The organism is Enterobacter sp. MG-EB028, from assembly GCF_056673305.1.
Genome location: NZ_CP195079.1, coordinates 93793 through 114900, shown reverse-complemented (window position 1 = coordinate 114900; position 21108 = coordinate 93793). Strand labels below are relative to the sequence as shown.

Genomic DNA, 21108 nt, shown 5'->3' with positions numbered 1-21108 from the left:
TAATCCAGGGGAAAAAGTGTGACAAAGGCTACGTCACGGTGCGCCGACGTGTATAATAAGCCCGTATGTAGGACTTCTTCGCTAACACATACAAAAGACTCTCATGGCTCAAGGCACGCTTTATATTGTTTCTGCCCCTAGTGGCGCGGGTAAATCCAGCCTTATTCAGGCACTGTTAAAAACCCAACCGTTGTACGATACACAGGTTTCTGTTTCTCACACCACGCGAGCGCCGCGTCCGGGTGAAGTGCACGGTGAACACTATTTCTTTGTGGATCACGACGAGTTCAGAGCGATGATCGGCAGAGACGCGTTTCTTGAACACGCAGAAGTGTTTGGAAACTACTACGGCACCTCACGTGAAACCATTGAGCAGGTTCTGGCGACGGGCGTGAATGTGTTCCTCGACATCGACTGGCAGGGCGCACAGCAAATTCGTAAGAAAATGCCTGACTCGCGCAGTATCTTTATTTTACCGCCGTCGAAAGATGAGCTGGATCGCCGCCTGCGTGGCCGCGGTCAGGACAGCGAAGAAGTCATCGCAAAGCGTATGGAACAGGCAGTTGCAGAAATGAGTCATTACGCGGAATATGATTACCTTATTGTGAATGATGATTTTGATGCCGCGCTGAGCGATCTCAAAACCATTCTTCGCGCAGAACGACTGCGTATGAGCCGCCAGAAGCAGCGACATGACGCATTAATCACCAAACTGTTGGCAGACTGAACCCACTTTCAGTATCATGCCCAGTCATTTCTTCACCTGTGGAGCATTTTAAGTATGGCACGCGTAACTGTTCAGGACGCTGTAGAGAAAATTGGTAACCGTTTTGACCTGGTGCTGGTCGCCGCGCGTCGCGCTCGTCAGATGCAGGTAGGCGGTAAAGATCCGCTGGTACCGGAAGAAAACGATAAAACCACCGTTATTGCACTTCGCGAAATCGAAGAAGGTCTGATTAACAACCAGATCCTCGACGTACGTGAGCGCCAGGAGCAGCAAGAGCAGGAAGCCGCAGAACTGCAGGCCGTAACCGCCATTGCTGAAGGTCGTCGTTAATTAAACCTGCGGGTCGCCCTTGTATCTGTTTGAAAGCCTGAATCAACTGATTCAAACCTACCTGCCTGAAGACCAGATTAAGCGTCTTCAGCAGGCGTATCTCGTTGCACGTGACGCTCACGAGGGCCAGACACGTTCAAGCGGTGAACCTTACATCACGCACCCGGTTGCGGTAGCCTGTATTCTGGCCGAGATGAAACTCGACTACGAAACGCTGATGGCCGCCCTGCTGCATGACGTGATCGAAGATACCCCTGCCACCTACCAGGATATGGAACAGCTGTTTGGCAAAAGCGTTGCCGAGCTGGTGGAAGGGGTCTCTAAGCTTGATAAGCTGAAATTCCGCGACAAGAAAGAGGCGCAAGCCGAAAACTTCCGCAAGATGATTATGGCGATGGTGCAGGATATCCGCGTCATTCTCATCAAACTCGCTGACCGTACCCACAACATGCGCACGCTGGGCTCACTTCGCCCGGATAAACGTCGCCGCATTGCCCGTGAAACCCTCGAAATCTACAGTCCGCTGGCGCACCGTTTAGGTATTCACCATATCAAAACCGAGCTGGAAGAGCTGGGTTTTGAAGCGTTGTACCCGAACCGCTATCGCGTAATCAAAGAGGTGGTGAAAGCCGCCCGCGGTAACCGTAAAGAGATGATTCAAAAGATCCTCTCTGAAATTGAAGGGCGCTTACAGGAAGCGGGAATTCCGTGCCGCGTCAGCGGTCGCGAGAAACATCTGTACTCCATCTACTGCAAAATGGTGCTCAAAGAGCAGCGTTTTCACTCGATCATGGATATCTACGCGTTCCGCGTAATCGTCCACGATTCGGACACCTGCTATCGCGTGCTGGGGCAGATGCACAGCCTCTACAAACCGCGTCCGGGGCGCATGAAAGATTACATTGCCATTCCAAAAGCGAACGGCTATCAATCTCTGCATACCTCGATGATCGGTCCGCACGGCGTGCCTGTTGAAGTGCAGATCCGCACCGAAGACATGGACCAGATGGCAGAGATGGGTGTTGCCGCACACTGGGCGTACAAGGAGCACGGTGGCGAAAGCAGCACGACCGCACAAATCCGCGCCCAGCGCTGGATGCAGAGCCTGCTGGAGCTTCAGCAGAGTGCGGGTAGCTCGTTTGAATTTATCGAGAGCGTTAAATCCGATCTTTTCCCGGATGAGATTTACGTTTTCACCCCAGAAGGCCGCATTGTCGAACTACCTGCGGGCGCAACGCCGGTCGACTTCGCCTACGCCGTGCATACCGATATCGGGCACGCCTGCGTCGGCGCGCGCGTCGACAGACAGCCTTACCCGCTGTCTCAGCCGCTCTCCAGCGGCCAGACGGTGGAAATTATTACCGCGCCGGGCGCACGTCCGAACGCGGCCTGGCTGAACTTTGTCGTGAGCTCCAAAGCGCGCGCAAAAATCCGTCAGCTGCTGAAAAACCTCAAGCGCGACGACTCCGTCAGCCTGGGGCGTCGTCTGCTCAACCACGCGTTAGGCGGCAGCCGCAAGCTGGCTGAGATCCCGCCGGAGCATATCCAGCGTGAACTCGACCGTATGAAGCTCACGTCTCTGGACGATCTGCTGGCGGAAATTGGTCTGGGCAACGCCATGAGCGTCGTGGTGGCGAAAAACCTGCAGCAGGGCGAAGCGACGCCTTCTGCTCCAGGCGCATCCGGCCATGCTCATCTGCCGATTAAAGGCGCGGACGGGGTGCTGATCACCTTCGCAAAATGCTGCCGCCCAATCCCTGGCGACCCGATTATCGCGCACGTCAGCCCGGGCAAAGGGCTGGTTATCCACCATGAATCCTGTCGTAACATTCGCGGCTACCAGAAAGAAGCCGAGAAGTTTATGGCGGTCGAGTGGGATAAAGAGACCGCGCAGGAATTTATCACCGAAATTAAGGTGGATATGTTCAATCACCAGGGTGCTCTGGCGAACCTGACGGCAGCAATCAACACGGCCTCGTCCAACATTCAGAGCCTGAATACGGAAGAAAAAGACGGCCGCGTGTACAGCGCCTTTATTCGTCTGACCGCTCGCGACCGCGTGCATCTGGCGAACATTATGCGCAAGATCCGCGTCATGCCGGACGTGATTAAAGTCACCCGAAACCGAAACTAGGTTTATGAATTCACAACGTTATGCCCGTATCTGCGAAATGCTCGCCAGGCGTCAGCCTGACCTGACGGTCTGCATGGAGCAGGTCCATAAACCACATAACGTTGCTGCTATCGTCCGTACCGCTGACGCCGTAGGCGTGCATGAAGTGCACGCCGTCTGGCCAGGCAACCGCATGCGCAACATGGTCTCCGCTGCCGCAGGCAGTAACAGCTGGGTCTCGGTCAAAAACCATCAAACCATTAGCGAAGCCGTATCGCACCTGAAAGGCCTCGGGATGCAGGTTCTTGCGACAAACCTCTCCGCTAAAGCCGTGGATTTCCGCGAGATCGACTATACCCGCCCGACCTGCATTTTGATGGGCCAGGAAAAAACCGGGATCTCCCGGGAAGCGCTGGATCTGGCGGATCGGGACATCATCATTCCGATGATCGGCATGGTCCAGTCCCTTAACGTCTCCGTAGCGTCCGCGCTCATTCTGTATGAAGCGCAGCGCCAGCGTCAGAACGCCGGGATGTACGAGCGCAGCAACAGCATGCTGCCGGAAGAGGAACAGCAGCGCCTGCTGTTTGAAGGTGGCTATCCGGTGCTGGCCCGCGTTGCGAAGCAGAAAAAATTGCCTTACCCCCACGTCAACGCGCAGGGCGAAATTGAAGCCGATGCCGAGTGGTGGGCCACCATGCAGTACGCCGGGTAACCGATGAAAGGCCGCCTGCTGGATGCTATCCCGCTCAACAGCCTGACGGGCGTGGGCGCGGCGCAAAGCAATAAGCTGGCAAAAATTGGCCTGCACACTGTGCAGGATCTCCTGCTTCACCTCCCCCTGCGTTACGAAGACCGCACTCAACTCTACAAGATTGGCGATCTGCTTCCCGCCATTTACGCCACCGTTGAAGGCGAAGTCCTGAACTGCAACATCACTTTCGGCGGACGCCGGATGATGACCTGCCAGATCAGCGACGGCACCGGCATCCTCACCATGCGTTTCTTCAACTTCAGCGCGGCGATGAAAAACAGCCTGGCGACGGGCCGCAGGGTGCTGGCCTATGGCGAAGCTAAACGCGGGAAATACGGCGCAGAGATGATCCACCCGGAGTACCGCGTGCAGGGCGATCTCAGCACGCCGGAGCTGCAGGAGACGCTCACCCCGGTTTACCCGACGACGGAAGGCATCAAGCAGGCAACGCTGCGTAAGCTCACCGATCAGGCGCTGGAGCTGCTGGATACCTGCGCCATTACCGAGCTGCTGCCGCCAGAACTGGCTCAGGGCATGATGAGCCTGCCAGAGGCGCTGCGCACCCTGCACCGCCCGCCGCCAACGCTGCAGCTCAGCGATTTAGAAAGCGGCAAACATCCCGCCCAACGGCGTCTTATCCTTGAGGAATTACTGGCGCATAACCTGAGCATGCTGGCGCTTCGCGCGGGCGCGCAGCGTTTCCACGCTCAGCCGTTAAGCCAGAATGATGCGCTCAAAGATAAGCTGCTGGCCTCGCTGCCCTTTAAGCCCACCGGCGCGCAGGCGCGGGTCACCGCCGAGATCGAACGCGATATGGCGCTCGACGTGCCGATGATGCGCCTGGTGCAGGGCGACGTCGGGTCCGGTAAAACGCTGGTTGCCGCCCTGGCCGCGTTACGCGCCATCGCCCATGGCAAGCAGGTCGCACTGATGGCACCGACAGAGCTGCTGGCCGAGCAGCACGCCAACAATTTCCGCACATGGTTCGCGCCGCTCGGGATTGAAGTGGGCTGGCTTGCCGGGAAGCAAAAAGGTAAAGCGCGTCTTGCGCAGCAGGAAGCCATCGCCAGCGGCCAGGTGCAGATGATTGTCGGCACGCACGCCATCTTCCAGGAGCAGGTGCAGTTTAACGGCCTTGCGCTGGTGATTATCGACGAGCAGCACCGCTTTGGCGTGCATCAGCGTCTGGCGCTGTGGGAAAAAGGGCTGCAGCAGGGCTTCCACCCGCATCAGCTGATCATGACCGCCACGCCGATCCCGCGCACCCTGGCGATGACCGCCTATGCCGATCTGGATACCTCCACCATCGACGAACTGCCGCCGGGCCGTACCCCGGTCACGACGGTCGCCATTCCTGACACGCGCCGCAGCGATATCATTGACCGCGTGCGCAACGCCTGCACCCACGAAGGGCGTCAGGCCTACTGGGTCTGTACCCTGATTGAAGAGTCTGAACTGCTGGAAGCGCAGGCCGCCGAAGCGACGTGGGAAGAACTCAAGCTGGCACTACCCGAGCTGAACGTTGGCCTGGTTCACGGCCGCATGAAGCCTGCCGAGAAGCAGGCGGTGATGCAGTCCTTCAAACAGGGAGATCTGCATTTGCTGGTTGCGACGACGGTCATTGAAGTGGGCGTTGACGTACCCAACTCCAGCCTGATGATCATCGAAAACCCGGAGCGTCTGGGCCTTGCTCAGCTCCACCAGCTGCGCGGGCGCGTTGGCCGTGGCGCGGTAGCGTCCCACTGCGTACTGCTCTACAAAGCCCCGCTCTCAAAAACAGCCCAGATGCGGTTGCAGGTGCTGCGCGACAGCAACGACGGTTTTGTGATTGCGCAAAAAGACCTGGAGATCCGCGGCCCGGGTGAACTGTTGGGCACGCGCCAGACGGGTAACGCAGAATTCAAAGTAGCGGATTTACTGCGCGATCAGGCCATGATCCCCGAAGTTCAGCGCCTTGCGCGACATATTCATGAACGCTACCCCGAACAGGCGGCAGCGTTAATTGAACGCTGGATGCCGGAAACCGAACGCTATTCCAACGCCTGATCTCAGGCAAACATCGGCAGCATCAGGTACAGCTTGATCACCAGCGCGTTAACGATATCAATGAAGAATGCGCCAACCATCGGGACCACCAGAAACGCCATATGCGATGGCCCGAACCGTTCGGTGATCGCCTGCATGTTGGCGATAGCCGTTGGGGTTGCCCCCAGACCAAACCCGCAGTGACCCGCCGCCAGCACCGCCGCATCGTAGTTTTTGCCCATCATGCGCCAGGTCACGAACATGGCGTACAGCGCCATAAACAGCGCCTGCACCGCCAGAATCGCCACCATCGGCAGCGCCAGCGAGGCCAGTTCCCACAGCTTGAGGCTCATCAGCGCCATCGCCAGGAACAGCGACAGGCAGACGTTGCCGAGCACCGATACCGCCCGTTCAAACACGCGGTAGAAGCCCATCAGCGCCAGACCGTTGCTCAGGATCACCCCGATAAACAGCACGCAGACAAAGGTCGGCAGCTCAAACGCGGTACCCGCCAGCCATTGCGCAACCACTTTGCCCACGGTCAGGCAGATGGCAATCATCGCGATAGTTTCAATCATCACCAGTGAGGTGATGCTGCGTCCAACGTCCGGCTTTTCGAACGCGGTCGGCACCATTTCATCGTCAGGTCTGCCGTTCGGCGTGGTGGAGTGCTTCACCAGATAACGCGCCACCGGGCCACCAATCAGGCCACCCAGCACCAGGCCAAAGGTCGCGCAGGCCATCGCCACTTCCGTTGCGTTTTCAAACCCGTAGCGTTCGATGAACAGCTTGCTCCACGCGGCGCCGGTGCCGTGGCCGCCCGAAAGGGTAATCGACCCCGCCAGCAGACCCATCAGCGGATCCAGCCCCAGCAGCGTCGCCATACCGATGCCAATGGCGTTTTGCATCAGCAGCAGCCCCACCACCACAATCAGGAATACGCCGAGCACCTTACCGCCCGAGCGCAGGCTCGCCAGGTTGGCGTTCAGGCCGATAGTGGCAAAGAAGGCCAGCATCAGCGGGTCTTTCAGGGACATATCAAAATCAATTTCCCAGCCCATGCTTTTTTTCAGTATCAGCAGGGCCAGCGCCACCAGCAGACCGCCGGCGACGGGTTCAGGGATAGTGTACTTTTTCAGAAAGGAAACGCTATGTACCAGCTTACGGCCAAGCAGTAAGACCAGCGTTGCGGCAACAAGGGTCGACAACGTATCGAGATGAATCATAAAAGGCTCCTGTTTTGCGCGTGTTCCATACACACGCGGCGTTATCCTGGGCCGGTTTGCGCTCTTCATGAGCCCCCGGCGCAAAAAGTGTAATTTTTTTTCCCGATGCGTTGTAGAAAACCTGCTCACAGCGGCAGATTTTCTTCCCTTTTTTTGCTGGCAATCGTTTGCTTTTACCAGGTGGTCAGATAAAATGCCCGCTTTTCCACCGTGGGATTGCCGCCGATGTCCGTTAACACCATAGAGTCGCCTGATGCGCAACCGATTGCGCAGAAGCATAATAGCGAACTGATTTACCGCCTTGAAGACCGCCCGCCGCTTCCGCAGACGCTTTTCGCCGCCTGCCAGCATCTTCTGGCGATGTTTGTTGCCGTGATCACTCCGGCGCTGCTGATCTGCCAGGCACTTGGCTTACCGGCGCAGGATACGCAGCACATCATCAGTATGTCTCTGTTCGCTTCCGGCGTGGCCTCCATTATTCAAATTAAAGCGTGGGGTCCGGTGGGCTCTGGATTATTGTCGATTCAGGGCACCAGCTTTAACTTCGTGGCACCGTTGATCATGGGCGGTACGGCGCTGAAAACCGGCGGTGCGGATGTCCCAACCATGATGGCGGCGCTGTTCGGCACCCTGATGCTGGCCAGCTGCACGGAGATGGTCATCTCCCGCGTGCTGCATCTGGCTCGCCGCGTCATTACCCCGCTGGTCTCCGGCGTGGTGGTGATGATTATCGGCCTGTCGCTGATCCAGGTGGGCCTCACCTCCATCGGCGGCGGCTATGCCGCAATGAGCGATCACACCTTCGGCGCGCCGAAAAACCTGCTGCTGGCGGGTGTCGTGCTGGCGATCATTATTCTGCTTAACCGTCAGCGTAACCCTTACCTGCGCGTCGCGTCGCTGGTGATCGCCATGGCGGCGGGTTATCTGCTGGCGTGGGCGCTGGGCATGCTGCCGGAAAACACCGCGCCAACCAACAGCGCGTTGATCACTGTCCCCACGCCGCTGTACTACGGACTGGGCATTGACTGGGGCCTGCTCCTGCCGCTGATGCTGGTCTTTATGATCACCTCTCTGGAGACCATCGGCGATATCACCGCCACCTCCGACGTCTCCGAGCAGCCGGTGTCCGGCCCGCTGTACATGAAGCGTCTGAAAGGCGGCGTGCTGGCGAACGGCCTGAACTCGTTTGTCTCTGCGGTATTCAACACCTTCCCGAACTCCTGCTTCGGCCAGAACAACGGCGTGATCCAGCTGACCGGCGTGGCCAGCCGCTACGTTGGTTTTGTGGTGGCGCTCATGCTAATCGTCCTCGGCCTGTTCCCGGCGGTGAGCGGCTTTGTGCAGCACATTCCTGAGCCGGTGCTCGGCGGCGCAACGCTGGTGATGTTCGGGACTATCGCGGCTTCCGGCGTGCGTATCGTCTCCCGCGAGCCGCTGAACCGCCGCGCGATCATGATTATCGCGCTGTCGCTGGCCGTTGGCCTGGGTGTTTCCCAGCAGCCGCTGATCCTGCAGTTTGCCCCGGACTGGGTGAAAAACCTGCTCTCTTCCGGCATTGCCGCGGGTGGTATCACCGCTATCGTGCTGAACCTCGTTTTCCCGCCTGAGAAGAACTGATCTCCCTCACGGCAGGCAGTCAATGCCTGCCGTGACATCTAATTACACCATTCCCGCCTTGAGCATTGCGTATAAATCGTGCATAACTCCTTTATGTTCGTTTTGCGGGATGGAAGACCATGAAATTTATTGGAAAGCTACTCGTCTATCTTCTGATAGCCCTGCTTATTGTGCTGCTGGCGTTCTATATTTTGCTCCAGACCCGCTGGGGCGCGGCTCAGGTCAGCAGCTGGATTACGGTGAATACCGACTACGAACTCAGTTTCGATAAAATGAATCACCGCTTTTCGTCGCCTTCCCACATCATTCTGGAAAACGTCACCTTTGGGCGGGATGGTAAACCTGCCACATTAGTTGCCAAAAAAGTCGATATTGGCCTGAGCAGCCGCCAGATCACCGATCCGCTGCACATGGGCACCATCACCCTGTTCGACGGTACGCTGAATCTCTCGCCTCAAACAGCACCGCTGCCCTTCCAGGCCGATCGTCTGCAGCTGAATAACATGGCCTTTAACAGCCCGAATACCGAATGGGACCTGAGCGCGCAAAAGGTCACGGGCGGCGTCAGCCCATGGCAGCCGGAAGCCGGCAACGTGCTGGGGAATAACGCGCAGATCCAGATGAGCGCGGGCTCGCTGACCCTGAACGGCGTACCGGCCACCAACGTGCTGATCGAGGGGCAGCTGAACGGCAAGGAGGTGGTGCTGAAAACGATTGGTGCCGACATGGCCCGTGGTTCGCTCACCGGCTCCGCCCTGCGCAACACCGACGGGAGCTGGATTATCGACACGATGCGCCTGAACGAGATCCGCCTGCAGAGCGACAAAACGCTGACCGCGTTCTTCGCACCGCTGGCCACCATTCCCTCTTTACAGATTGGCCGTCTGGACGTGACCGACGCCAGGCTTCAGGGTCCGGACTGGGCGGTGACCGATCTCGACTTAAGCCTGCGCAACCTGACTCTCAGCAAAGGCGACTGGCAGAGCCAGGAAGGCCGCCTGTCCATGAATGCCAGCGAGTTTATCTACGGCTCGCTGCACCTTTTCGACCCGATCCTGAATGCGGAGTTTTCCCCGCAGGGCATGGCGCTGCGCCAGTTCACCTCCCGCTGGGAAGGCGGCATGGTGCGCACGTCCGGTAACTGGCTGCGCGACGGCAAAGCGCTGGTGCTGGACGATGTCGCCATCGCCGGGCTGGAGTACACCCTGCCGCAGAACTGGAAAACGCTGTGGATGGAGCCGCTGCCGGAATGGCTGAACAGCGTCACGCTGCAAAAATTCGGCCTGAGCCGCAACCTGGTGATCGACATCGATCCCGCCTTCCCGTGGCAGATCACCTCTCTGGACGGCTATGGCGCAAACCTGCAGCTGGTGAAAGATCGCCAGTGGGGCGTCTGGGGCGGCAGCGCAACATTGAACGGCGCGGCGGCGACCTTTAACCGCGTCGACGTACGCCGTCCGTCGCTGGCGCTGAATGCCAACGCCGCCACGGTGAACATTACCGACCTGAGCGCGTTTACCGAGAAAGGCATTCTGGAAGCCACGGCGACGGTTTCACAGCTGCCACAGCGGCAGACCACGGTGAGCCTGAACGGGCGCGGCGTGCCGCTCAACGTGCTGCAGCAGTGGGGCTGGCCTGCGCTGCCGATTACGGGTGACGGCAATATTCAGATGACCGCCAGCGGCAGCGTGCAGGCGAATGCCCCGCTGAAGCCAACGGTGAACGGCAAGCTGAACGCGGTGAATATGGATAAACAGCAGGTGCAGCAGACGATGACGGGCGGTGTGGTGTCGACACCACACTCACCCCAGCCCTCTCCCTGAAAGGGAGAGGGAGCAAACCTTCCCTCGCCCCTTTGGGGAGAGGGTTAGGGTGAGGGGAATTAAAGGTGAACCACCACCACTTCCCCCTCCGCTTTCACCACCACGCCCCACTCGCTGCCCGCATGTGAACCGCCCTTCACGCCGCTCACCTTCTGCACGTTGCGCAAGCACACCGACCAGTTTTGCGCGTCTCCCGCGCCGGTAAAGGTCACAATGTCTCCCCGACGTGACGCCTTCAGCGTAAACGCCACTGAACCGTCCGCCGCAGGCACCTCGCTTACCGCTGTTGCGCCATCGTCCAGGTTAAACAGCTGGAAGGCCGTTCCCTCATTCCACGCGTAGTCCGGCTTCTGGTTGTTGTTACCCAGCGCCAGCAGGGTATTGTCGCGCACGTAGACCGGCAGGCTCATAAAATCGTGCTGCTGCTTATGCCAGCGGCTGCCCTGAAGTTCGTCGTTGTGCCACAGGTGCGTCCAGCGGCCTTCCGGCAGGTAGAACTGTACGTCGCCCGCCTCAGAGAACACCGGCGCGACCATCACTGAATCCCCCAGCATGTACTGACGGTCAAGGTAATCGCACGCCGGATCGTCCGGGAACTCCAGCATCATCGCCCGCAGCATCGGCGTGCCGAACTCACGCGCCAGCGCCGCCTGGCGATACAGATACGGCATCAGCTGACATTTGATCTGGGTGAAGTGACGCACCACGTCGCAGGACTCGTCATCGTACGCCCACGGCACGCGGTAGGATTTGCTGCCATGCAGGCGGCTGTGGCTGGAGAACAGCCCGAACGCGCACCAGCGCTTGTAGACGTGCGCCGGGGCGGTGTTTTCGAACCCGCCGATATCGTGGCTCCAGAACCCGAAGCCGGACAGGCCAATCGACAGCCCGCCGCGCAGGCTTTCAGCCATCGATTCGTAGTTGGCGTAGCAGTCGCCGCCCCAGTGCACCGGGAACTGCTGCGCACCGACGGACGCCGAACGGGCAAACAGCACCGCTTCTTCCTCCCCCACCGTCTCTTTCAGCACGTTCCACACCAGTTCGTTGTAAATGTAGGCGTAGTGGTTATGCATCTTCTGCGGATCGGACCCGTCGAACCACTGCACGTCCGTCGGGATACGCTCGCCAAAGTCGGTCTTGAAGCAGTCGACGCCGATATCCACCAGGCCTTTCAGCTTGTCGGCATACCACCGGCACGCTTCCGGGTTGGTGAAGTCATAAATCGCCAGCCCCGGCTGCCATTTGTCCCACTGCCACAGGGAGCCGTCCGGGCGCCTGAGCAGGTAGCCCTTTTCTTTCAGCTCCCGGAAGATCGGGGATTTCTGGCCGATGTACGGGTTAATCCACACGCAGACCTTCAGCCCTTTCTCTTTCAGGCGGCGGATCATCCCTTCCGGATCCGGGAAGGTCACCGGGTCCCACTCGAAGTCGCACCACTGGAAGGCCTTCATCCAGAAGCAGTCGAAGTGGAAGACGTGCAGCGGCAGGTCGCGCTCGGCCATGCCGTCGATAAAGCTGTTTACCGTCGCTTCGTCGTAGTTGGTGGTGAACGAGGTGGTGAGCCACAGGCCGAACGACCACGCAGGCGGCAGCGCCGGACGCCCGGTAAACTGCGTATAGCGGTTCAGCACCTCTTTCGGCGTCGGGCCGTCGATCACGAAGTACTCAAGATATTCCCCTTCCACGCTGAACTGCACTTTGGAGACCTTCTCGGAGCCGACTTCAAACGAGACGTTTTCCGGATGATTCACCAGCACGCCGTAGCCGCGGTTGGTCAGGTAGAACGGGATATTTTTGTAGGACTGCTCGGTGCTGGTGCCGCCGTCGCGGTTCCAGGTTTCGACCGTCTGGCCGTTGCGCACCAGCGCGGTAAAGCGCTCGCCCAGACCGTAGACCGTTTCCCCCACGTCCAGATCCAGACGTTCGAACACGTAATTGCGGTCGGTGTTGCTGTCCTGCACGTAGCCGTTGTTTTTCAGCTGGCTGCCGGTAATGCGCTGGCCGTTGCGCAGGAAATCCAACGCCCAGAACTCGCCTTTGGTGACTCGCACGCTGACGCTGCCGCTTTTCAACTCGGCAAAATCGGCGTTGTTTTCAATCTCTACCTTCACGTCTTTCAGAACGTTCAGCGGATAGTGCGGGCCGTTATTCAGCGCGCCCTGGAAGTGCTCGATACGCACCCCGACAATCCCTTCATGGGGGGCGAACAGACGCACCGTGAACATCAACGTGTCGAGCTGCCAGGTGCGTTCGCGCACGTCGCGCGGCGCAACAAACACCACCAGGTCATTGCCCTGCTGCTCCACGTCGAACACCTGCACCGGATACGTCACGTTCAGGCCCGGTTGAATAAGCCAGTTTCCATCACTGATTTTCATGCTCTCGTCCTCTTAGTTCTGCAATTCTTTGCTGGCCGGCAGGTTTTCAAACTCCTGCTGATTGCGGCGCGCGCCCTGCGCCAGCTCGCCCAGGATTTTGGTCAGGAAGGGGGTTTTCAGCGTGTAGTAGCGTTTGGCGATAATGGCGCTCAGCACGTAGCAGACCGCCGGGGCCAGGGTGAACAGGCCGATAATGATGCTGATGGTCGCGCTGTTCTGGGTTTTTGCTGCCGCGTCGTAGCCACCGCCTGCCAGCATCCAGCCGATCATCGCCCCGCCCAGCGCCAGGCCGAGCTTCAACACGAACAGCGTGCCCGCAAAGCTGATGCCGGTCAGGCGCTTGCCGTTGGTCCATTCGCCGTAGTCGACGGTATCGGACATCATCACCCACTGAATCGGCGTCACCAGCTGGTGCAGCACGCCGATGACGAAGATGAAGCCGAACATCAGCACGGTGGCGTGCATCGGGACGAAGAACATCGCCACGCTGACCACCGACAGCGCGGCGTTGGTCCACCAGAAGATGCTGACCTTGCATTTCCAGTCGGTGAGCGGTTTCGCCAGCGCGGAGCCGATCAGGTTGCCGACGCAGTAGGTAGTGAGGAACGCGACGAACACCTCCGGCGAACCCATGATCCAGGTGCAGTAGTACATCATCGCCCCGCCGCGCACGCAGACGGCGAGGATGTTGAGGATGGTGAGTACGCCAACGATGCGCCACTGGTCGTTGTGCCAGATGTCGCGCAGGTCTTCCCGCATGGAGGTGGTGCTCGGCGGCACCTGAATGCGCTCTTTGGTGGTGAAGAAGCAGAACGCCAGCATCAGGAAAGCGACAACCGACAGCACGGCGATGCCGCCCTGGAAGCCGAACGCCTTATCGTCGCCGCCAATGAGGTTCACCAGCGGCATCATGAGCACCGTGGAGAGCATGCCGCCCGCGGTCGCCAGCACGAAGCGCCAGGACTGAAGGGAGATACGCTGCGTCGGGTCGTTGGTGATCACGCCGCCCAGCGCGCAGTAGGGGATGTTGACCACGGTATAGAGCAGGGTCAGCAGCGTGTAAGTCACGGCGGCGTAGACCATTTTACCGTTGAGGCTGAGGTCCGGCGTGGTGTAGGCCAGCACGCAGACGATACCGAACGGTATCGCACCGAACAAAATCCACGGGCGGAACTTGCCCCAGCGGCTGCGGGTGCGGTCGGCAATCAGCCCCATGCACGGGTCGGAGATCGCATCCAGCGCGCGGGCCAGCAGGAACATGGTGCCGACAAAACCGGCGGGAATGCCGAAAATATCGGTGTAGAAAAACATCATGTACAACATGACGTTATCAAAAATGATGTGGCTGGCGGCGTCTCCCATGCCGTAGCCAATCTTCTCTTTTACTGACAATACTTCGCTCATCTTTTTTATCCTTCACGCTGTAGGGGGCGCTGAGACCGGTTGCATTGGTTTTAAACCATTGTTTCAAAGGCGGGTATTGCGTTTTCTGGTTAGCAAATTACGTTTCTTGTTTTTTGTGATCGCGGTAAATGTTGGCAGCACGAAAAGCTAACCTGAGGATTTTCTTAAGAATTAACTGAAACAGGGGTGTACAGGTCAAAAGAGAGGTGAAAAAAGTGTGTGGGGGTATGTGGTAAATGCCTGAAAGTAGCTATAATGCGCCCCGCCTCCATGTAGCAATCGAGGCGCGGAAGATCGTCATCTCCGGTGAGGTGGCTGGACTTCAAATCCAGTTGGGGACGCCAGCGTTCCCGGGCAGGTTCGACTCCTGTGATCTTCCGCCAAAATGCCATCCGCTTTAATAAAAACTTTATTAATAAATAGATTCGCCCATTCCAGTCACCTTATGTGAACATGATCACTTATTCATTTAAATATTGAGTGTTATTCTCTCCCCCTTTTCAAAATTATCACCAAGGGAATCCGTAATGGAATGGATTATAGGTGCTGTAGTTTTAATGGTCATTATTGGTGCTATATTGAAGCCCAGACAGTGTGATATCTGTCATAATCCCTTTAAGAAGAAATACTACACATGGGAAATTGAAGGGAAGAAACAACATTTATGTCCCAATTGTAATGGTAAAATGTAACGACGAATCAGTTCGCAAAAATTTAAAAGCAGATTCGGTTAAAATCGACTGATACATTTTAATTATATAAATGATAATTATAAAATCATCATCAATGATAAGTTTGGAACATATATTCCGAACTTATCATCTATTTTATCGTTAACACTACCTATAAAGCTTTGATGACTACTCACTCAAAAGCCTAAGCCTACAAGCCTCTTTCACCCACTTATTAAAATTCCCCTTACCCGCAGCCTTTTCAATCTGTTCCAAAAGCTCATCCTCGAACCGGATGTTCTTCATCGTGCTCTTTGTGCGGTCAAAATTGGTTTCTTTTTCTTGAGACGTAATCCAATCTCCGGCAGCCATGGCCGATCTGTAAGGTAAAGATGTTCGAACTATTAATGGGTATCTCATGAAAAAATTTTCTGGTCGCAAAGTTGATTAACATTCAACTAACCGGTTATCCCGGATAGTTCACTAGCCAGCATGAATAGAAAATACGCTGGAAAGCGCCTCGCAATTTTTTAATTGCGCGATCCGCTTGATTTCCCTTCTTTGTCATACTCTTGCCACTAACAGCCTGGCTGTCGATGACAGCCATTGCATTTATTAACTACAGCTTATATTCTATTTATAAGCTACAGCTTATCATGGACGAAAGCATGTGGACGGTTCTGTTCGGAAAGGTATTCGAGCAATGGCTGCTTGAGCAGGAAGAAGGATTACAGGATAAGGTACTGGCAGACCTGTTAAATCTGCAAAACTATGGGCCACGTCTTCCTCGCCCCTATGCAGATACGGTTAAAGGCTCACGGTATAACCATATGAAGGAATTACGTATTCAATATGCTGGTCGTCCGATACGTGCTTTCTTCGCATTTGATCCTATCCGTCAAGCCATTGTGCTTTGCGCGGGCGATAAGAGTAATGACAAAGCCTTTTATGAAAAAATGATTCGCATCGCAGATGCCGAATTTTCCTTTCATCTGACAAGCCTGGAGGCAACCAAGTGAAAACCTTAAATGAAGTGATTGCGTCACGTTCACCGGAAAGCCAACAACGTATTAAAGAGATGGCAGATGAAATGATCCTCGAGACGGGTCTACAACTTTTACGTGAAGAGCTGAGGCTTTCGCAAAAAAATGTTGCCGATCTGATGGGGGTGAGCCAACCCGCAGTAACGCAGCTTGAGCAACGTGGAAATGAACTAAAAATTGCCACGCTTAAGCGTTACATCGAAGCAATGGGTGGAAAACTCTGTATCGACGTTGAACTTCCCACAGGAAAACGCGTTGCATTTCATATCTAACAAGCGTGATATTTGCGTTAAGTTAGCATTCACCCAACCGCATATGCAGCAACGGAAACGGATTCCCCTGCCCGTCCAGTTCCGAGCGTCCGACCTGCTCAAACCCCATATGGCGATAAAATCCCACGCCCTGCGGGTTCTGCTCATTCACGTCCACTTCGTTCGCGCCAAACTCTTCGATGGCGTGCTGGAGCAGCAATTTCCCGACGCCCTTTCCCCGGCTCGCGTCATCCACAAACAGCATTTCAATGCGGTTTTCATCCACGCCTAAAAAACCGTGAATAACGCCTGCGTCATCGCGAGCGATCACAACCTTGAGGTTAGGCAGGTAGGCGTTGAGCAATAGCGGGCACAGCGCCGCAATATCGCTTTCCTGTAAAAAGTGATGGGTGGCACGGACGGAGGATTCCCAGATCGCGACCAGACGTTCGAAGTGTGAGGGGAGTGCGGTTTCTATTTTCATTGGGGGATCATGATTGGAAAACCGAGCTATTTCAAGCCACGCTTTGCGGTCTGTTCCACCCTCACCCTAACCCTCTCCCTCAGGGAGAGGGAACAGATCGAGCTAAACCTTAATCTCCATCACCGCGTACACCCCATCCTTCGGCACAACCACGGTGACGTTTTCCACCGGCACGCCCGCCGCGAGGTGAATATCCTGCAGCTGCTGTAACGATCTCGGGTAAATATCTTCCCAGCCGATACCCCGCAGCACAAAGTCAATTTGCGGGCTGCTGGTGAGCATGTTCGACACAATCACCGCGCCGCCGGGTTTGACCAGCCGCAGGGCGCGCTGGAGAAAAATCACCGCATCGGTATCGTTGAAGTATTCGAAGATCCCCAGCGCGTCGACCAGTTCGGCCTGATGCTCGCCCAGCTCCAGCAGCAGGTCCTCGTTACGCACCAGCGTATGGAGCAGGTTGCGCCTGAGCAGTGTCAGCTGTTCGCCCACCACAATGCCTTCCTGCGCCGCCATAGTTTCGGCCCAGCTGAGCGCTACCGGGTCTTTGTCCACCAGCGTGAGATAGACCTGCTGGCCGTCGAGCTTTGCTTCGCGCAGCGCCTCCAGCACCGGAATGGCGGCGCCGCTCGCGAGGCTGACCCAGTTGTTCTCGCTTTCATTATGAATGTACTTATCCACCAGCGCGGCCAGCACCCGGGCGCGGGAGCGCACGCCGATGGCATCGTTGGCGTGGATAAACCACTGGCGGCTGTCGCTGTCCATTTTTGTGCCGTCGGGCAGGCGGTCCTCCAGCGGATTTTGCACCACAAACAGCGCCAGCGCGGAGGGCACCAGCCGGGTGCGCCACGCGGCGAGCGCCGGACGGTTGCGGAAGGCCTGTTCGGAATAGCGGTTCTGAGGAACCAGCACGGCCTGCCCCCCTTCGTCGTATTCCACCCTCGGTGGCCGGAGCACCGGTTCGGCTTTCAGGGCGCGGTCAAGGGAGGCGATCTTACGGGCAGCATCGTCTTTCATCGGCCACTGGTCGCTGACGTCGGGAAAGGACGCGCTGAAAATGGTCATATTTTCCGGTGCATCGCCGCGAAAAGGCTGCCAGTTCATGTTGTCGTCCCTCCGTTAGGCTTTTAACGGAAGTCTATCCAGGCGAGCCAGTAATGCCCCAGGAAGAAAGCACGATTTTTATTGCTTCACCCACACCAGCTGATCAACCCGGAAGCCCAGACTGCGCGCGGTGTTCAGGTAATCCTGCTTCACCGCATCCGGAATGGTTGGCGTGCGCGACAGGATCCACAGGTAATCGCGGTTCGGGCCGCTCACCAGCGCGTACTGGTACTTATCGTCCAGCCTGATCACGTTATAGCCGCCGTAGAACGGGCCGAAGAACGACACCTTGAGCGCGGCGGTGGTCGGTTCGCCGGTAAAGTACGCTTTCCCTTCGCTCTCGTTCCACTTGTTCTTCACCGGATCGTAGCCCCGGTTAAGCACGCTGATGCCGCCGTCGCTGCGTTTGCCGTAGGTGGCGGTTACCTGCTCCAGCCCGCGTTCAAAGCGGTTTTCCAGACGGGCGACCTCGTACCATTTTCCGAGATAGCGGCTGGCTTCAAAGTTGGTAATAGGCTGCACGCCCTTCGGCGGCGTGGGGGATTTACAGGCGACCAGCGTCAGCGCAATGGCAACACCGGTCACAACAGGCCATAGCTTCATGAGAATTCCTTTCATTTGCGCGGTTGGATATTAAGTGTAGTGCACCGTTTCGGCGCTTCATCCCGTTCGGGAAAATTCGTAGTATATTGAGAGTATTCCTCCACTCTGGACACGGACATGGCTTACTCCATCGGCGAATTCGCCCGACTCAGCGGCATCACCGCCACCACCCTGCGGGCGTGGCAGCGTCGCTATGGTTTACTCAAGCCACAGCGCACGGAAGGCGGCCACCGCCAGTACAGCGATGAGGACGTCCAGCAGGCGCTCAAAATCCTCGACTGGGTAAAAAAAGGCGTCCCGATCGGCCAGGTCAAACCGCTGCTGGAACGCCCGATGCCGGGTCGGACCAACAACTGGCAAACCCTGCAGCAGAACATGCTGCAGCGCCTGCAGGACGGCAAAGTCGAGTCCCTGCGCCAGATGATTTACGACGCCGGACGCGAATACCCAAGGCCGGAGCTGGTCGCGAACGTGCTGCGCCCTCTGCGCAGCCAGGTTTCGGCCAACGTCGCCGCCGCCATGACCCTGCGCGCGATCCTCGACGGCATCATTATCGCCTACACCTCGTTTTGCCTCGAAGGCGATAAAAAAGCGCCGGGCGATAACATTCTGCTCAGCGGCTGGCACCTGAATGACCCGTGCGAGATCTGGCTCGAAGCCCTGACGCGCACCGGGCAGGGCCACCGCATCGACATCCTGCCGGTTCCGCCTGACGCGCTGGCACCGGAAATTTTCCCGGAGCGAAAATGGCTTCTGGTCACCAGCGGCAAACTCACCGCCGGGCGGAAAAAGCAGGTGGAGCAGTGGCAGCAGCAGGTATCGCTTGAAGTGATTATCCTCTGATAATTTTCTCCTGCGGGAATCTTCACGAAAAGTTGAATATTTTCCCGCGCCGCAGATGCTAACGTTTTCCTGTGACGAATAACTCCACAGGAATACACCATGAAAAAAACTGCCCCTCTGCTGATCCTGGCCTCGATGGCCTTTGCCCCTGCCGCCTTTAGCGCCCCTGCCGGCACGCTGAGCGTCCACATTCTCGACCAGCAAACCGGGATGCCGCCGTCGGATGTGACTGTGACTCTCGAAAAGCAGCAGCAGGACAAATGGACCCAGATTGCCAGCGGTAAAACCGACCATGACGGCCGTATCAAATCGCTCTATCCGCAGGATCAGGACATGCAGCCTGGCGTGTATAAAGTGACTTTCAAAACCGCAGAGTACTTCCACGGCAAAAAGCTGGACACCTTCTTCCCGGAGATCCCGGTGCTGTTTACCGTGACCCGCACCAACGAGAAACTGCACATTCCGCTTCTGCTGAGCCAGTACGGTTATTCGACCTACAAGGGCAGCTAAGACGCATTGATTTTAAAGGATTATAAAAAATAGTTCCGCGAATACTTGGACAAATTAGTCATGTTGTGTAAGTTTTAGTTATATGAACGGGAGGACTTCACCATGACAACGAAACCTGTGCTCGGTATTAGCGGATGTTTGACCGGATCCGCCGTTCGCTTTGACGGCGGACACAAACGCATGGGCTTCGTCATGGATGAGCTGGCCCAGTGGGTGAATTTCAGGCCCGTCTGCCCGGAAATGGCCATCGGCCTGCCTACGCCTCGCCCGGCCATACGCCTGACGCTGACGGACAGCGGCGAAACGCAGCTCCGTTTCAGCAAGCCTCCTCATGATGACCTCACGCAGAAAATGGCCGACTTCACGGCGGACTACCTGCCGAAAATCGGCGATCTGTCAGGATTTATCGTCTGTGCTAAATCCCCAAGCTGCGGCCTGGAACGCGTGCGGCTGTATGATGAAAACGGCAACCGGGGCCGCAAGGAGGGCGTCGGGCTGTTCACCGCCGCCCTTCTTGAAACCTGGCCGTGGCTACCCGTGGAAGAGGACGGACGCCTGCACGACCCGGTGCTGCGGGAAAACTTCGTCGAGCGCGTTTTTGCGCTGCACGAACTGAACACGCTGCGTAAAAATGGCCTCACGCGCCGCGCGCTGCTGGACTTCCACAGCCGCTATAAGCTCCAGCTGCTGGCGCACCATCAGGCGGGCTACCGTGAAATCGGCCCGTTCGTTGCCTCGCTGCACGAGTGGGAAGACCTGGACGCCTTCTTCGTGGCGTACCGGGAAAAGCTGATGACCATCCTGAAAAAACCCGCCTCGCGGAAGAATCACACCAACGTGCTGATGCACATTCAGGGGTATTTCCGTAACCAGCTGAACAGCCGCCAGCGCGGCGAGCTGCGCGACGTGATCCTGCACTATCGCAACGGACAGTTGCCTATCCTCGCGCCGATCACGCTGCTGAAGCACTACCTGGCCGAATACCCCGACCGGTATCTGATGACGCAAAACTATTTTGATCCCTATCCTGATGATTTGGGTCTGCGTCTGGCAGTCAAGTGATCATAAAAATGCGAAGGCCCCATTGACCCTTAGAGGCCCAAAGCAGTACCCCGTTTAGACGACATCCTCACTGTCGTCTCTTTTTTGCATTTCACCTCAAAGACTGTGATTATATACAGGCTTATTCTGCAAAAAGGGGCCTG

Annotated in this window: 19 protein-coding genes and 1 tRNA gene; 13 read left to right on the top strand and 7 right to left on the bottom strand. The window is 57.1% G+C overall.

Features of this window, described 5'->3' with window-relative positions; translation table 11 throughout:
- The first annotated feature begins 103 nt into the window (after nucleotides 1-103).
- From gmk to recG, 5 genes are read left to right on the top strand one after another with little or no spacing between them, the layout of a single operon-like run.
- Nucleotides 104-727 (top strand): guanylate kinase, encoded by a 624-nt coding sequence (gmk, locus tag ACR42C_RS00450; RefSeq protein WP_010426438.1) that lies wholly within the window; start codon nucleotides 104-106, stop codon nucleotides 725-727.
- A gap of 54 nt (nucleotides 728-781) precedes the next feature.
- On the top strand, nucleotides 782-1057 hold the full coding sequence (gene rpoZ, locus ACR42C_RS00445; RefSeq protein WP_000135058.1) for a DNA-directed RNA polymerase subunit omega: 276 nt from the start codon (nucleotides 782-784) through the stop codon (nucleotides 1055-1057).
- A 19-nt stretch (nucleotides 1058-1076) separates the two neighbouring features.
- A complete protein-coding gene (gene spoT / locus ACR42C_RS00440) occupies nucleotides 1077-3191 on the top strand; it encodes a bifunctional GTP diphosphokinase/guanosine-3',5'-bis pyrophosphate 3'-pyrophosphohydrolase (RefSeq protein WP_028015011.1) in 2115 nt (704 codons plus the stop codon).
- Between the two features lie 4 nt (nucleotides 3192-3195).
- Nucleotides 3196-3885 (top strand): tRNA (guanosine(18)-2'-O)-methyltransferase TrmH, encoded by a 690-nt coding sequence (gene trmH, locus ACR42C_RS00435; protein ID WP_116342959.1) that lies wholly within the window; start codon nucleotides 3196-3198, stop codon nucleotides 3883-3885.
- A gap of 3 nt (nucleotides 3886-3888) precedes the next feature.
- Nucleotides 3889-5970 carry an ATP-dependent DNA helicase RecG gene (gene recG / locus ACR42C_RS00430; RefSeq protein ID WP_116342957.1) on the top strand — a complete coding sequence of 694 codons (2082 nt, stop codon included), beginning with the start codon at nucleotides 3889-3891 and terminating at the stop codon, nucleotides 5968-5970.
- 2 nt (nucleotides 5971-5972) lie between these two features.
- On the opposite strand, the gene gltS is transcribed toward recG, so the two are convergent.
- Nucleotides 5973-7175 (bottom strand): sodium/glutamate symporter, encoded by a 1203-nt coding sequence (gltS, locus tag ACR42C_RS00425; RefSeq protein WP_116342955.1) that lies wholly within the window; start codon nucleotides 7173-7175, stop codon nucleotides 5973-5975.
- A 225-nt stretch (nucleotides 7176-7400) separates the two neighbouring features.
- On the opposite strand from gltS, the gene xanP reads away from it, so the two are divergent.
- Complete coding sequence (gene xanP / locus ACR42C_RS00420) at nucleotides 7401-8792, top strand: xanthine/proton symporter XanP (protein WP_302219412.1); 1392 nt, start codon at nucleotides 7401-7403, stop codon at nucleotides 8790-8792.
- 119 nt (nucleotides 8793-8911) lie between these two features.
- Nucleotides 8912-10615, top strand: a complete 1704-nt coding sequence (locus tag ACR42C_RS00415) for an AsmA family protein (RefSeq protein ID WP_479984626.1) — start codon at nucleotides 8912-8914, stop codon at nucleotides 10613-10615.
- Nucleotides 10616-10674: 59 nt separating this feature from the next.
- Here the strand turns inward: ACR42C_RS00415 and yicI are convergent, their stop codons facing one another.
- A complete protein-coding gene (gene yicI, locus ACR42C_RS00410) occupies nucleotides 10675-12993 on the bottom strand; it encodes an alpha-xylosidase (RefSeq protein ID WP_479984625.1) in 2319 nt (772 codons plus the stop codon).
- Between the two features lie 12 nt (nucleotides 12994-13005).
- Entirely contained in the window at nucleotides 13006-14397 is a 1392-nt protein-coding gene (locus tag ACR42C_RS00405) for a glycoside-pentoside-hexuronide family transporter (protein WP_479984624.1), read from the bottom strand.
- A 288-nt stretch (nucleotides 14398-14685) separates the two neighbouring features.
- Between ACR42C_RS00405 and ACR42C_RS00400 the strand changes: the two genes are divergently transcribed.
- Nucleotides 14686-14780, top strand: a tRNA-Sec gene (locus ACR42C_RS00400).
- Between the two features lie 477 nt (nucleotides 14781-15257).
- Here the strand turns inward: ACR42C_RS00400 and ACR42C_RS00395 are convergent.
- Nucleotides 15258-15440, bottom strand: a complete 183-nt coding sequence (locus ACR42C_RS00395) for a YlcI/YnfO family protein (RefSeq protein ID WP_316380391.1) — start codon at nucleotides 15438-15440, stop codon at nucleotides 15258-15260.
- A gap of 296 nt (nucleotides 15441-15736) precedes the next feature.
- Between ACR42C_RS00395 and ACR42C_RS00390 the strand changes: the two genes are divergently transcribed.
- Nucleotides 15737-16087: a type II toxin-antitoxin system RelE/ParE family toxin gene (locus ACR42C_RS00390; protein WP_032662102.1), complete on the top strand. Its 351-nt coding sequence runs from the start codon at nucleotides 15737-15739 to the stop codon at nucleotides 16085-16087.
- Nucleotides 16084-16383: a helix-turn-helix domain-containing protein gene (locus ACR42C_RS00385; protein ID WP_032661956.1), complete on the top strand. Its 300-nt coding sequence runs from the start codon at nucleotides 16084-16086 to the stop codon at nucleotides 16381-16383. Before ACR42C_RS00390 ends, ACR42C_RS00385 begins: the two co-directional genes overlap by 4 nt.
- Nucleotides 16384-16405: 22 nt before the next feature.
- Here the strand turns inward: ACR42C_RS00385 and ACR42C_RS00380 are convergent, their stop codons facing one another.
- The 3 genes from ACR42C_RS00380 to ACR42C_RS00370 form a co-directional block, all read right to left on the bottom strand.
- A complete protein-coding gene (locus tag ACR42C_RS00380) occupies nucleotides 16406-16846 on the bottom strand; it encodes an acetyltransferase (protein ID WP_479984623.1) in 441 nt (146 codons plus the stop codon).
- Between the two features lie 102 nt (nucleotides 16847-16948).
- The gene (locus tag ACR42C_RS00375) at nucleotides 16949-17947 is read right to left on the bottom strand and encodes a class I SAM-dependent methyltransferase (protein WP_116342939.1); all 999 of its coding nucleotides are present in this window, start codon (nucleotides 17945-17947) and stop codon (nucleotides 16949-16951) included.
- 78 nt (nucleotides 17948-18025) lie between these two features.
- The gene (locus tag ACR42C_RS00370) at nucleotides 18026-18550 is read right to left on the bottom strand and encodes a lipocalin family protein (RefSeq protein ID WP_008500115.1); all 525 of its coding nucleotides are present in this window, start codon (nucleotides 18548-18550) and stop codon (nucleotides 18026-18028) included.
- 117 nt (nucleotides 18551-18667) lie between these two features.
- Between ACR42C_RS00370 and ACR42C_RS00365 the strand changes: the two genes are divergently transcribed.
- The 3 genes from ACR42C_RS00365 (at nucleotide 18668) to ACR42C_RS00355 (ending at nucleotide 20965) form a co-directional block, all read left to right on the top strand.
- A complete protein-coding gene (locus tag ACR42C_RS00365) occupies nucleotides 18668-19393 on the top strand; it encodes a MerR family transcriptional regulator (RefSeq protein WP_032661978.1) in 726 nt (241 codons plus the stop codon).
- A gap of 99 nt (nucleotides 19394-19492) precedes the next feature.
- Nucleotides 19493-19903, top strand: coding sequence for a hydroxyisourate hydrolase (gene uraH / locus ACR42C_RS00360; protein ID WP_479984622.1), 411 nt, complete (start codon nucleotides 19493-19495; stop codon nucleotides 19901-19903).
- Nucleotides 19904-20005: 102 nt separating this feature from the next.
- Nucleotides 20006-20965, top strand: coding sequence for a YbgA family protein (locus tag ACR42C_RS00355; RefSeq protein ID WP_163330001.1), 960 nt, complete (start codon nucleotides 20006-20008; stop codon nucleotides 20963-20965).
- Nucleotides 20966-21108: the final 143 nt, after the last annotated feature.

What these genes read in the sequence shown, in the direction of transcription:
- yicI (WP_479984625.1), bottom strand. Translation starts at nt 12,993, where the DNA reads ATGAAAATCAGTGATGGAAACTGGCTTATTCAACCGGGCCTGAACGTG.
- gmk (WP_010426438.1), top strand. Translation starts at nt 104, where the DNA reads ATGGCTCAAGGCACGCTTTATATTGTTTCTGCCCCTAGTGGCGCGGGT.
- rpoZ (WP_000135058.1), top strand. Translation starts at nt 782, where the DNA reads ATGGCACGCGTAACTGTTCAGGACGCTGTAGAGAAAATTGGTAACCGT.
- ACR42C_RS00415 (WP_479984626.1), top strand. Translation starts at nt 8,912, where the DNA reads ATGAAATTTATTGGAAAGCTACTCGTCTATCTTCTGATAGCCCTGCTT.
- ACR42C_RS00395 (WP_316380391.1), bottom strand. Translation starts at nt 15,440, where the DNA reads ATGGCTGCCGGAGATTGGATTACGTCTCAAGAAAAAGAAACCAATTTT.
- trmH (WP_116342959.1), top strand. Translation starts at nt 3,196, where the DNA reads ATGAATTCACAACGTTATGCCCGTATCTGCGAAATGCTCGCCAGGCGT.
- ACR42C_RS00355 (WP_163330001.1), top strand. Translation starts at nt 20,006, where the DNA reads ATGACAACGAAACCTGTGCTCGGTATTAGCGGATGTTTGACCGGATCC.
- recG (WP_116342957.1), top strand. Translation starts at nt 3,889, where the DNA reads ATGAAAGGCCGCCTGCTGGATGCTATCCCGCTCAACAGCCTGACGGGC.
- ACR42C_RS00375 (WP_116342939.1), bottom strand. Translation starts at nt 17,947, where the DNA reads ATGAACTGGCAGCCTTTTCGCGGCGATGCACCGGAAAATATGACCATT.
- gltS (WP_116342955.1), bottom strand. Translation starts at nt 7,175, where the DNA reads ATGATTCATCTCGATACGTTGTCGACCCTTGTTGCCGCAACGCTGGTC.
- ACR42C_RS00380 (WP_479984623.1), bottom strand. Translation starts at nt 16,846, where the DNA reads ATGAAAATAGAAACCGCACTCCCCTCACACTTCGAACGTCTGGTCGCG.
- xanP (WP_302219412.1), top strand. Translation starts at nt 7,401, where the DNA reads ATGTCCGTTAACACCATAGAGTCGCCTGATGCGCAACCGATTGCGCAG.
- ACR42C_RS00405 (WP_479984624.1), bottom strand. Translation starts at nt 14,397, where the DNA reads ATGAGCGAAGTATTGTCAGTAAAAGAGAAGATTGGCTACGGCATGGGA.
- ACR42C_RS00370 (WP_008500115.1), bottom strand. Translation starts at nt 18,550, where the DNA reads ATGAAGCTATGGCCTGTTGTGACCGGTGTTGCCATTGCGCTGACGCTG.
- uraH (WP_479984622.1), top strand. Translation starts at nt 19,493, where the DNA reads ATGAAAAAAACTGCCCCTCTGCTGATCCTGGCCTCGATGGCCTTTGCC.
- ACR42C_RS00390 (WP_032662102.1), top strand. Translation starts at nt 15,737, where the DNA reads ATGTGGACGGTTCTGTTCGGAAAGGTATTCGAGCAATGGCTGCTTGAG.
- ACR42C_RS00365 (WP_032661978.1), top strand. Translation starts at nt 18,668, where the DNA reads ATGGCTTACTCCATCGGCGAATTCGCCCGACTCAGCGGCATCACCGCC.